Origin of the sequence: Lapidilactobacillus concavus DSM 17758, from assembly GCF_001435835.1 — a bacterium.
Taxonomy (GTDB): Bacteria; Bacillota; Bacilli; order Lactobacillales; family Lactobacillaceae; genus Lapidilactobacillus; species Lapidilactobacillus concavus.
The window spans coordinates 1-209 of the sequence record NZ_AZFX01000085.1 but is presented as its reverse complement, the minus strand read 5'-3'; the positions used below and the strand labels follow the sequence as shown (position 1 = coordinate 209).

General features: G+C 41.6%; 1 protein-coding gene. It reads left to right on the top strand.

Annotated features, from left to right (window positions below):
• Positions 1 to 209: transposase (locus tag FC15_RS07345; RefSeq protein ID WP_201779860.1), on the top strand; the 209-nt coding region annotated here is incomplete at both ends.

The window sequence follows — 209 nt, the reverse complement described above, 5'->3', positions numbered from 1 at the left end:
GCGCTTAACCACAATTATCCTCAAGCTAAATTTCAACGCTGTCTGATCCATATGTCGCGAAATATCATGCAGAAAGTTCGTGTAAACGACCGCGCAGAGGTCGCTAATGAGTTCAAAGAACTCCACAGAGCAAAAACACGTGATGAAGCCCAACTAATTTTAAATCGTTTTATCGATCATTGGGAGTCAAAGTATCCTCGAATGGTTAG